The following is a 12,175-nucleotide window of genomic DNA, read 5'->3' on the forward strand; positions in this document are numbered from 1 at the left end:
TGCGTAATTACCAGAAGTATATATTGCAACCCTATGAAAGACCTTTTTACTAAAAATCGATTTAGTATTTTCTTTGTATTTATTGTTTTGATGGGCATCATGGCGTCCTGCAAAAAGAGTAGTCACGAAGATCTGACAACCACGCCGGTGACTACAACCGGGGTTCCAACAGCTGGCTCAAGAAAGCAGCTTACGCTGGATTCGATTTTTCTCTATGCAAAACAGATCTATTTCTGGAATGATGCATTGCCGGAGTATAGTGCGTTTAATCCAAGACAATTTTCTGGTAAGTCTGCGGACCTGGATAATTATGATGATGAGTTGTATAAAATCAGCCAGTATTCGAATAATCCAACAACAAATAAACCCTTTGAATATAGTGGTGAAGGAAATCTATATCCTAAGTACTCTTATATTAATGATAAAACACAAGATAACCCTGATGCCAGTGCGAGTATAAATAGCCGCGCAAGTGTGGATACTGAAGGTAATGGCTTTGATATTGGTATCAGACCAATTTTCTATCTCACCAGTGATAGTCGTGAAAACGGTAGCTTCGTGCTTCTGATTACTGCTGTATATCCAGGTTCATCTGCTGCTGCTAATGGTGTACAGCGTGGCTGGCAGATTCAAAAAATAAATGGAAATTCGATTTCAGGTATTAGCTATTCTACTGAGAATGCATCTATCATAAATTCTTTAGATGGTGCATCTGTGAAAATTGAAGGTGTTAATTATGTAGATAAAGTGCCTTTTAGTGTCACCTTAACTAAGACGTCCTACAAAAGTAGCCCTGTGTATACATCCAAAGTGATTACCAGAGCGGGTAAAAAAATCGGCTATCTGGCTTTTGCACGGTTCTCAACGCTAACGAATCTGAGTGCACCAAGTGACGCCAATCTTGATCCTGCATTTGCGAGTTTTGCTGCAGCAGGAGTTACAGACCTGGTTGTTGATCTTCGTTATAATGGGGGTGGGTATATCAATACTGCTGAGTATCTCGCAAATTTAATTGCTCCGGCAGGTGTTGCAGGTAAAACAATGTTTACAGAGATATACAACCCCACGATGCAAGCAAAAGCTCGCACAACAAAAACCATTTTAAGTAATCAACCCCTGTTAACTTCAGATGGGAAGATTCAAAGACAAGAAGGTAAAATTGTCACATATGATGATCTTGATTATACTCCGGCAGGAAATACTACCAACTTCTCGAAGAAGGGCTCTTTGAATAGTGTGACCAATGTTGTATTTATTGTAAGTGCCAGCACAGCATCAGCAAGTGAGTTGTTAATCAATGCGCTCAAACCTTACATGAATGTGCAATTGGTAGGACGCACTACCTATGGAAAACCGGTGGGCTTTTTCCCGATCACACTCGAAAACAGGTATGAGGTTTATATGCCTTTATTTGAAACACAAAACGCAAACAAAGAGGGGGGATATTATACGGGAATGGTGCCGGGAACAACAGTAAGTGACAATTCTACCTATCCTTTTGGCGATGAAAGAGAGAGCAATCTCGCTGCCGCTTTGAACCTGATTGCTCCGGGATCTACGAGTCAGAGTGCCACCAGCACTGTTACAGAAAGAACCAGAGCTGCTTCACTGAATTTTACAGATATGAAACCAGTGAACAGCGAGTTTAACGGGATGATTGAGAATAGAACAAGAATCAGGAAATAACCTTATCTCCTCGACTGCAACTTTTCTCTAAAGCTCCTTTGCACAGTACGATCTTTATCAAAGTTGTCAACAATCTCTAAGATGCTGTTGGCAGCATTGATAAAGAACTGCTGGTTGATATTCTCGAAAGTATCCGTGCTTTTGTGATAATCACGGTGATCTTCAACACCAAAATACACAAATGGAATATTCTTGCTATTAAAGGCAGCCTGATCACTTTGTTCCGTCCAGTCGTCAACCCCCAGTTTAGGATTATCATGACCAAAAAGGATCTTTAGATCAGGATTGGTAGTTACGATATAATTTTTTAGCTGCGGGTTTTTATAAGTGCCCGTTGCGTATAGCTCGCCTTTGTCATTATGGCTGATCATATCCAAATTGATATTCAGCTTAATCCTTTTAATATCAATCGGAAGATGACTGACAAAATGTTCAGATCCCTTTCTGCCAAATTCCTCAGCATCAAATGCCGCAAATATCAATGTATAGTTCGGCTTGTTTTTAGCAAAATGAGCAGCTATCTTCAGCATCCCTGCTACGCCCGAGGCATTATCGTCAGCGCCGTTAAAGATCTTGCCGTTAATGACGCCAAGATGATCATAGTGAGCGGAGATCACAATCACTTTGCTACTGGAACCGGCGATATAACCGATCATATTTTTACCCTGAATTTTTGGATCATCAATTCCTGAGAAAGAAAATGCCTGCTGATAGGTGTTGAGGAGAGGGAAGGATTTGAGTCCTATTTCTTTAAACCTCTTCGTGATATATGTTCTGGCCATTTCGGCTCCCTTTGTACCTGTCTTTCTACCTTCATAAGCATCAGACGAAAGCGTTTGTACATCCTTTAATAACTGATCTGAATGCGCCGGAAGGTTAGATGTTTTTACCGCATGGCAACCCAATGTCATTACCAGGGGCAAGAGAAGATATAATTTCATAACAATAGGTATTAGTCGTAGCTATTTACTGTATTTGGTAAAGCCTAATATATTACAAATTAATGACACATCAAGGGACAATGAAAAAAATTAAATTTGTTGAGGTATCTCATTGATTGATAACGAGAAATTTTATGTTCCTCAAAACGCAACGAGGCTGCCATAATAAAATGACAGCCTCGTATGACATGAAGGATGGCTCTGTTAGCCTAAATATGATTTCAATATTTTACTACGTGATGTATGACGCAGGCGTTGCAGCGCTTTGTCTTTAATCTGACGAACACGCTCGCGGGTAAGGTTAAATTTCTCGCCAATTTCTTCAAGAGAGAGCGGATGATTGGTGCTCAGACCAAAGAAGAGAACGATGATTTCTCTCTCACGTTCTGTTAAAGTAGACAGTGAGCGTTTGATCTCTTCGGAAAGCGACTCGTTAATTAAGCTGCTGTCTGTGTTTGGTTCATGGTTTTCCAAAACATCAAGAAGCGTGTTCTCTTCTCCCTGTACGAAAGGAGCATCCATGGATACGTGTCTTCCTGAGTTACTTAAAGTATCAGATATTTTATCTACGGTAGTTTCAAGGATATCAGCAAGTTCTTCCGGAGAAGGTTCGCGCTCATATTCCTGCTCTAATTTAGAGAATGCTTTACTGATCTTACTCAATGAACCAACCTGGTTTAAAGGCAAACGCACGATGCGGCTTTGCTCTGCAATAGCCTGCAAAATCGATTGACGTATCCACCACACGGCATAGGAAATGAATTTAAAACCTTTAGTTTCGTCAAAACGTTTGGCCGCTTTGATCAAACCAAGATTACCCTCGTTAATTAAATCACCTAAAGTCAGTCCCTGATTCTGGTACTGCTTCGCCACTGACACCACAAAACGTAAGTTCGTCTTGGTAAGGCGTTCTAAAGCAGCCTGGTCACCTTCACGTATCTTTCTGGCCAGTATTACTTCCTCTTCTGCGGTGATTAAATCTACTTTACCAATCTCATGAAGATATTTGTCTAGAGATTGGCTCTCGCGATTGGTTATGGATTGGGTGATTTTGAGTTGTCTCATTGATGTGCTTTGGTACTCGTTATGTATTGAACGTGCAAAAGTAAGGATTAAAAGGCAATTTAAATCATAAATTCCTGAAAACGTTACAGTTTACAATGCTTAGTTATGGAATAATTAAACAGCAAAAATTATTCCAAAGTCCTTTTGTCATGCCCGCTGTTATATACTCATATTTATTGTTTTTTTATTATTAATCAATAATAATTAGTTGTTTTATAATATATTACGTTTTTTTCGTTGTCGCGGATTTTCAGGTCTCAGGAATAGATATATTTTAAAAATTCATCTTAATGCCAAAGCCAAGGCGGAATATGTCTGTAAAAGGAATCCCTTTTATGTCATGATACCAGTTGATGGCATACAAATCATTGGTGTTTGCTTCTGCATACAGACTTATGGATTTGATTTTGGAACTTCCGTCTCCCAGTATTTTGAGTTCTGAGGTGATGCCCAGGTGCTGCCTCAGTGCCGGCGACCACCAGTAATAGCCATCCTCGTAAACCTGAGAATCGAACTCAAAGCCAAATTGCTGACCAAAAGTATAGGATACAAATGCTACGGGATTGACAGGATGGAATACCAGCTGATCACCAATTTTGATGGCAAAAGGTTTATAATCGAACTTCAGCGCAGCGATGTTGAGCTCTCCACCCTTATTTTTTGGTACATAGCCATAGTGAAAGCTGAGCGTACTTTTCTCTTTGAAGAAATTGTAACCGATACCTGCACTAAGATAACCTATACTTCCTGCGTATTGGATAATCGCCTGATCAGGAATAATCGCCTTTACAAAACGACCTTGTGCCATCAGTCCTGAACTGCAGCAACTAAGTAGCACGAGTATTCTAAAAACTAACGGGATGTGTGCTAAGTTGGCCATTTGAGATTTCTATAACGGTAAAGGTTCTGTTGAGGATAGTATTGGTAACGATAAAAGGTATGCTGGTACTGTCGGGCTTATAAATAGAATCGGTAGAATGCCTGTGTGAATGTACAGATGCCAGTACGCCTGATGTAGTGTTGAAAAGCTGTTCGTATGGCTGGCGAAGACTGGGGTCGAAATCGCCATCAAAAGAAGGGACGTGAGAAAATGCGATTAAAAATGGATGATTGGCATCCGGAACCATATTTTTCCTCAGCCAGTCCATATCCGGCGCGGTACCGTCAAAGCTGTGTTCCCTGCTGTTGGTATCATGGCAGATGAATTTGATTCCGCCATAACTGAAGGTAAAGTTCTTTTCTCCGAACATCCGCTGGTAAACCGAATTTCCTTCAGCATTCTCATCATGATTGCCGATTACGGTTACGAAAGGAATATTCAACCCTTCATATATCTTCTCAATACCTTCAAATTCTGTAAGTAATCCGAAATTTGTGATATCACCATTCAGCACAGCAAAATCAAAACCACCCGTAGAGTTCACATATTTCACAAAGTCGCGGCTGTCGTCATAAGCAGTATGCGTATCACTGGATACAGCAATCCTGATGACAGCGCCAGGAGTTTTTTGCGCTAGTTTTGCAATTTGTGTAGCATTAACATTTTGGGGAGAACCTGAATTAAATCTCTGGTTCGGACTAAACTCTGCTGTCCCACAACTCAATAAGAATATAGGGAGCAGATAAATCAATATATTTCTTCGCATTATGAATTTAAAACGAAGGAAAATCTTAAATGTTTAGCTCAAATGGGTAATTTCTATAAATCTGACAATTTAAAGATATTCTTTAATTTGATTCCTTTTTCAGTCTGCTCCACCGTGCAGCATTCATTTACAGGATCATGTTCCAGATAAATTACATAATCATTTGCTGCTGCTTCTTCCAGAAATTCTTTTTTCTCAATTAATGTTTGCAGTGGAAACATATCATAGGACATCACATACGGTAAGGGAATATGACCGGTAGAGGGTAGGAGATCGGCAGCATAAATGACTGTACGGTCCTTGTATTTCAGTTTAGGGATCATCATTGCTTCAGTATGTCCAAAAGCAAAATTCCACTCAAATCCGGGCATAAATTGATTTTTGTCCAGATCTACGAAATTCAATTGTCCGCTTTCTTGTATAGGCAATATGTTCTCTTTGAGAAAAGAAGCTTTCTCCCTTGGATTGGGATTCACTGCCCAGTTCCAATGGTCTTCACTGCTCCAATAGGCAGCATTTTTAAACGCAGGCAGCAGCTTTTCGTCTTCACGTATGATTGCCCCGCCAACATGATCAAAATGCAAATGAGTAAGAAAAACGTCTGTGATATCGTCAGCATTGAATCCCTTGGCATCAAGTGATTTTTCCAGTGTATCATCTCCATGCAGGTAATAGTGGCGGAGAAATTTCTCATCCTGTTTGTTGCCAATGCCGGTGTCTATCAGGACGAGGCGGTCGCCCTCCTCCACCAGCAGGCAGCGCATCGCCCAGGTGCACATATTATTTTCATCTGCAGGATTGGTTTTCTGCCATATTGATTTTGGAACAACGCCAAACATGGCGCCTCCGTCAAGTTTGAAAAATCCGGTGTCTATTGTATGTAGCGTCATAACCTGAAATTGCTTTTCTGTAAAATTAAAAAACCCGCTGATGATATCAACGGGTTTTTAGTAGAATTTATTATGCTTCTTACAGGTGAATCACTTCACCGTATGCATCAGCTGCAGCTTCCATAATTGCTTCACTCATGGTAGGGTGAGGGTGAACAGATTTGATGATCTCATGACCTGTTGTTTCCAGTTTGCGGGCAACTACAATCTCAGCAATCATTTCTGTAACGTTGAAACCGATCATGTGTGCACCTAATAATTCTCCGTATTTAGCATCAAAGATTAATTTCACAAAACCGTCTTTTGCACCTGCAGCACTTGCTTTACCTGAAGCTGAGAATGGGAATTTACCGATCTTTAATTCGTAACCTGCAGCTTTGGCCGCTTTTTCGGTATAACCTACAGAAGCAATTTCTGGTGTGCAGTAAGTACATCCCGGGATATTATTATAGTCGAGTGGTTCAGGGCTATGACCCGCAATTTTCTCTACACAGATAATACCTTCTGCAGATGCTACGTGAGCCAGGGCTTGTCCGCTAACGATATCACCGATTGCATAGTAACCTTTAACAGTAGTATTGTAGAATTCGTCTACAACAACTTTTCCTTTTTCAGTTTTGATACCAGTTTCTTCTAAACCAAGGTTTTCAATGTTGGCAACCACACCTGCAGCAGAAAGAACGATATCACATTCTATAGTCTGCATACCTGACGAGGTTTTCACCTGTACCTTACATCCGCTGCCAGAAGTATCTACAGATTCAACGCTTGAAGAAGTCATCACTTCAATACCAACTTTTTTAAAGCTGCGCAGTAATTGTTTAGAGATATCTTCGTCTTCTACAGGAACAATGTTATCCATGAATTCTACCACAGTAACTTTCGTACCCATAGTTGCGTAGAAATAGGCAAACTCAACTCCGATAGCACCAGAACCTACAACTACCATTGATTTTGGTAATTCAGGAAGCACCATTGCCTGTCTGTATCCGATGATTTTTTTACCATCCTGTTTTACACTTGGCAGTTCTTTAGAACGACCGCCTGTAGCTACAATAATATTTTTTGCTGTCAGTTCCTTTGTGGCTCCATCAGCACCTTTAATTTCTACTTTGTTTCCTGGTTTTACTTTACCAGTACCCATGATCACGTCAATCTTATTCTTTTTCATTAAGAATTGAACGCCTTTACTCATTCCGTCAGCTACACCGCGACTGCGTTTGATAACTGCGGCAAAGTCTACATCTGCACCTGAAGTTGTGATACCATAATCAGCAGAGTGATTGATATATTCAAATACCTGAGCACTTTTTAACAATGCCTTGGTTGGAATACAACCCCAGTTAAGGCAGATGCCTCCTAATGATTCACGTTCTACAATTGCAGTCTTTAAACCCAACTGTGACGCTCTGATTGCAGCAACGTATCCGCCGGGACCGCTACCAATTATAATTACATCGTAGTTCATATCTTTCTAAATGGGAATTAACTAAGTAAAGCCCAAAATTAAAAAAAAATGTTCGTTAAAACCGCGAATTAGATTTTTGTGTAGCTCTTTTCTGTAAAGGAATAGTAATAATGCAGACCTTAATATACTGTCAAAATGGATTTTTGTGAGTAAATAACTGCTGAACTGTGAGTTAAGCTTGTGTTATTACTGTTAAATGTTGATAAATAAATGACGTAGTTAATGATTTCTTAACATTGGATGCCGGATAAATGTATTTTTAATCCATATTTTTGCTGGCAATTAACTATTTAAGTGCGTGGTGCACATTACTTATAACGTTTTACTTCAAAAAGTATGAAGAAAAGTCTACTACTAAAATTTGTAGTGCTCATTTTTGCTGTTGCCGGGACAATCTTCTCTGCAAATGCCCAAGTTACTACATCTTCCATGACCGGAACTATCAAAGACGCTAAAGCGCCGCTCCCGGGAGCAAGCGTGAAAGCAATCCACACTCCCACAGGTACAGCTTATGGTGTTACAACCAATGCTGATGGCCGTTTCACTATCGGTGGTATGCGTGTAGGCGGGCCATACACTATCGAAGTGAGCTTCGTTGGTTTTGCCCCGCAGAAAATTGAAGGCGTTAACCTTAAATTAGGTGAGGCTTATGTTGTAAACCTAGTTCTTTCAGACAATGCTTCTAACCTAAGTGAGGTTAAAGTTGTAGGTACCAACAAAAATTCTGTAATGAACTCTAACAGAAACGGTACATCTACAGTTGTGACGAGACAACAAATCCAGGTTCTTCCTCAAATGTCAAGAAGTGTAAACGATATTACGCGTTTAACACCTCAGTCGAGCGGTCAGAACATTGGTGGTGGTAACTACCGTTCAAATAACTTTACTGTAGACGGTGCAAACTTCAATAACCAGTTTGGTATCGGTCAGAACATCCCTGCAGGCGGATCACCAATCTCTATCGATGCATTGGAGCAGATCTCTGTAAACGTAACTCCTTATGATGTTCGTCAGACAGGTTTTACAGGTGGTTCTGTTACAGCTGTAACAAGATCCGGTACAAACAAATTTACTGGTAGTGCATTCTATACAATGCGTAACGATGATCTGCAAGGTAGAAAACTTGATGGTTTCAAACTTAGTGATGCATTGGTACAGCCATATGATGAAAAGAACTTTGGCTTTAGCTTAGGTGGTCCGATCATCAAGGATAAATTATTCTTCTTTGTAAACTATGAAAGAAGAAACATCACTCAGCCAGGTACAGCTAGAATTGCTGCAACTCCACAATTACCATATGGTAGTATAAGCAATGTGGTTCAGGCTGAAGCTTCTTACCTTGACCGTGTTAAAAACTATCTGATCAATACTTATGGTTATGATCCGGGAGTATACCAGGGTTACAGCAATATCAGTAACAATGAAAAAATCTTCGCTCGTTTAGACTGGAACATCAATAAAGATCACCGTTTCAGCGTACGTTATAACAGTGTAGAAAGTCAAAGTCCTTTTTCTGCAAGTACGTCAACAAGTGGTTCTGCAATCGGATCTGTTACAAACTTTGCATATGTAAATCAAAGATCTGGATCTAACCTGAATGCAGGATTACCTTTCTCAAATTCAAACTACTATCAGGCACAAAACTTATATTCTGGGGTAGCTGAATTGAACTCAAACTTCGGTAGCAAAGTATCAAACGTTTTACGTGCAACATACTCTCACCAGAATGACCCTAGAACTACAGATGGTTCACCTTTTCCATTGGTAGATATCCTTGATGGAAAACCTACAAGCGGAACTAACCTGGGTAGTGTATTAACTACATTTGGTTATGAGCCTTTCAGCTACGGTAACTTAAGAGATGTAAAAACTTTTACTTATAGTGATGATGTTAGTTTAGCATTGGGTAAACACAACATAACTCTCGGTGCACAGGCTGAATTCAGTACTACTAAAAATGGTTTCCAACGTTTCGGTACAGGTTTCTATACCTTCAATACTTTCGAAGACTTCATGAATGCAGGCCCGAATGCGGTTAACAGAGCGAAACCTTTACAGTATACAATTACTTATCCATTAACTGCAGATGGTTCACAAGCATTCCCTACTTTCAAATTTGCTCAGTATTCTGCTTATATTCAGGACGAATTTAACGTAACTGACAGATTCAAACTGACTGCGGGTTTGCGTGCAGAAATTGCAACTTACCCTGGTGTTGACGAAATCAGAACTCACCCGCTGATTGCTGCACAAACTTTTTATAATGGTGAGACCATCAATACAGGTGAGTTACCAAAAAGCAGAATCAACTGGTCGCCAAGATTTGGTTTCAATTGGGATGTTAAAGGAGACCGTACCCTGCAAGTTCGTGGTGGTTCAGGTATCTTCACCGGAAGAATTCCATTTGTATGGATCGTATCACAATCAGGTGATGCTGGTTTATTACAATACACACAAACTTACACAGGTGCTGATGTTCCGTTCTTCAACCCAAGCATCGCTCCAAACTTAACTACTCCTCAAGGTGCGGTTGGTACAACAATTCCGGGTACGATAAGTGCAATGTCTAAAGATTTAAGATTCCCGCAAGTTTGGAAATCAAGTTTAGCATTTGACGTTCAGTTACCATGGGGTATCGTAGGTACTTTAGAAGGTATCTACAGCAAAGATTTATATGCTGCAACTGCTAAAAATGTGAACTTAAAAGATCCATTGTTCCAGGGTATAGCTGGATACGGTGATACCCGTCCGTTCTTTGCTGCAACTGCAAATCAGAGACAACAGGTAAATACTACTTCAGCAGGTATTCCTTCTGCAAACGGTACTGCTACCGTGAATGCGATCAAAATGAATAACACTAAAGGCGGTTATAACTGGTCTGCTACTGCTCAGTTAACCAAGAATTTCACTCAGGGTCTGTCATTGATGGCAGCTTATACCAGAGCTGATGGCCGTAACTTTGGTGATCAGAGTGGTGATCAGCTGTTGAACTTATGGTCTCTGCCGTTAACAAGCGGAAGCCCTAACTCTCCTCAGTTAAGCTACTCAAGCAATCTGAATCCACACCGTGTGGTTGCTTCTGCTTCATACAGAAAAGAATACCTGAAAAACCTTGCTACTTCAGTTTCCCTGATTTATGAAGGTGAATCTCAGGGACGTTATTCTTACTCTTATGTAGGTGACTTAAACCGTGATGGTGTAGCTGGAAACGACTTGCTTTATATTCCTAGAGATGCTTCAGATATTGAATTCTCAGGCGCGCTGACAGTAACTAAGAATGGCGTTCCAACCACATACACTGCTCAGCAGCAAAAAGATATTTTCATGGCCTTTATTGATCAGGATCCATACCTGAGCAAACACAAAGGTGAATTGTCTAAGCGTAACGGAGCAAAATTGCCATGGAGAAACAATGTTGATTTCAGATTAACACAAGAGGTTTTCAGAAATATCGGCGATACCAAAAACTCATTCCAGTTTACAATGGATATCTTCAACGTGGGTAACCTGTTGAACAGAAACTGGGGAAACAGAAGTTTCGTAAACTCTTCTCAGTTGCTTACGATTGCCAACACAGCAGCTAACCCTGTAAGTCCTACCCAACGTCCTCTGTTCAGATTAAATCCTGTAGCTAACGATGTGGTAAGAGAATCTTTTGGAACAACTCAAACTATTTCTTCTACATATTACATGCAGTTCGGAGTACGTTATTTATTCCAATAATCAGAATTTAGTTCTTAAACAAAAAAGCCTGACGGATATCCGTCAGGCTTTTTTGTTTAAGATAACTTTCTATTGCTTTAACAAAAGAGTGATGTTGATCACTTTTTTGTCATATTGAATTCATACGCAGTCAGGGGCGCTATTTTTTACTTTTATTTGTACCGAATGAACGTTCAATTAGAAGACAATAGCGGAAAGAGAGAAGCTGTATTAAACAGTACACTTGCTTTGATAAAGGAACATGGGTTCCATGGTACACCTATGAGTATGATCGCAAAACATGCGGGCGTAGCTGCGGGCACTATCTATCACTACTTTGATTCTAAGGACACGTTAATTGTGGAATTGTACATCCATGTGAAGGAACGATTAGCAGGGGCAATGCTGGGCAATGATAATAAGGATCTGCCTTATAAAGACCGCTTTTTCAACTTCATGATCAATCAGTACAACTTCTATATCGAACACCCCGACGTCTTCTTTTTTCTCGAACAATATGTGAACTCACCCTTTGCAAAGAACTACCCAGAAAAGGATAGCCAGTTATTTAAGGATAAGGTACATACGTTTTTTAATTATGGCATAGAAAATGCTTACTTCCGGAATATTGATCCCCGTTTATTAGCGCCCACAGTTAAGGGTACATTAGTTGCCGCTGCCAATTTTCAGTTATCACAATACAGTGCATTTTCAAAGGAAGACCTGATCGAAATTATAAACATCGTTTGGGACGGTATCAAACGACAATAGAAAAAC

The 12,175-nt window shown here is 40.1% G+C and carries 9 protein-coding genes; 3 read left to right on the forward strand and 6 right to left on the reverse strand.

Annotated features, from left to right (window positions below; all coding sequences use genetic code 11):
- Positions 1 to 33 precede the first annotated feature (33 nt).
- On the forward strand, positions 34 to 1,686 hold the full coding sequence (locus OQY15_RS10960) for a S41 family peptidase (RefSeq protein WP_265791481.1): 1,653 nt from the start codon (positions 34 to 36) through the stop codon (positions 1,684 to 1,686).
- A 2-nt stretch (positions 1,687 to 1,688) separates the two neighbouring features.
- Here the strand turns inward: OQY15_RS10960 and OQY15_RS10965 are convergent, their stop codons facing one another.
- From OQY15_RS10965 to lpdA, 6 genes are all read right to left on the reverse strand, one after another.
- Positions 1,689 to 2,627 (reverse strand): M20/M25/M40 family metallo-hydrolase, encoded by a 939-nt coding sequence (locus tag OQY15_RS10965; RefSeq protein ID WP_265791483.1) that lies wholly within the window; start codon positions 2,625 to 2,627, stop codon positions 1,689 to 1,691.
- Between the two features lie 204 nt (positions 2,628 to 2,831).
- On the reverse strand, positions 2,832 to 3,692 hold the full coding sequence (locus tag OQY15_RS10970; protein WP_008242129.1) for an RNA polymerase sigma factor RpoD/SigA: 861 nt from the start codon (positions 3,690 to 3,692) through the stop codon (positions 2,832 to 2,834).
- A gap of 274 nt (positions 3,693 to 3,966) precedes the next feature.
- Positions 3,967 to 4,500 (reverse strand): hypothetical protein, encoded by a 534-nt coding sequence (locus OQY15_RS10975; RefSeq protein WP_265791499.1) that lies wholly within the window; start codon positions 4,498 to 4,500, stop codon positions 3,967 to 3,969.
- A gap of 37 nt (positions 4,501 to 4,537) precedes the next feature.
- Complete coding sequence (locus tag OQY15_RS10980) at positions 4,538 to 5,338, reverse strand: metallophosphoesterase (protein WP_265791501.1); 801 nt, start codon at positions 5,336 to 5,338, stop codon at positions 4,538 to 4,540.
- Between the two features lie 53 nt (positions 5,339 to 5,391).
- Complete coding sequence (locus OQY15_RS10985) at positions 5,392 to 6,228, reverse strand: MBL fold metallo-hydrolase (protein ID WP_265791503.1); 837 nt, start codon at positions 6,226 to 6,228, stop codon at positions 5,392 to 5,394.
- 79 nt (positions 6,229 to 6,307) lie between these two features.
- Positions 6,308 to 7,696 (reverse strand): dihydrolipoyl dehydrogenase, encoded by a 1,389-nt coding sequence (lpdA, locus tag OQY15_RS10990; protein ID WP_265791509.1) that lies wholly within the window; start codon positions 7,694 to 7,696, stop codon positions 6,308 to 6,310.
- A 336-nt stretch (positions 7,697 to 8,032) separates the two neighbouring features.
- Between lpdA and OQY15_RS10995 the strand changes: the two genes are divergently transcribed.
- Positions 8,033 to 11,419, forward strand: coding sequence for a carboxypeptidase regulatory-like domain-containing protein (locus tag OQY15_RS10995; RefSeq protein ID WP_265791511.1), 3,387 nt, complete (start codon positions 8,033 to 8,035; stop codon positions 11,417 to 11,419).
- A 165-nt stretch (positions 11,420 to 11,584) separates the two neighbouring features.
- Entirely contained in the window at positions 11,585 to 12,169 is a 585-nt protein-coding gene (locus tag OQY15_RS11000) for a TetR/AcrR family transcriptional regulator (RefSeq protein WP_265791513.1), read from the forward strand.
- The last annotated feature ends 6 nt before the right edge of the window (positions 12,170 to 12,175 follow it).

Origin of the sequence: Pedobacter sp. MC2016-15 (assembly GCF_026239695.1) — a bacterium.
Taxonomy (GTDB): Bacteria; Bacteroidota; Bacteroidia; order Sphingobacteriales; family Sphingobacteriaceae; genus Pedobacter.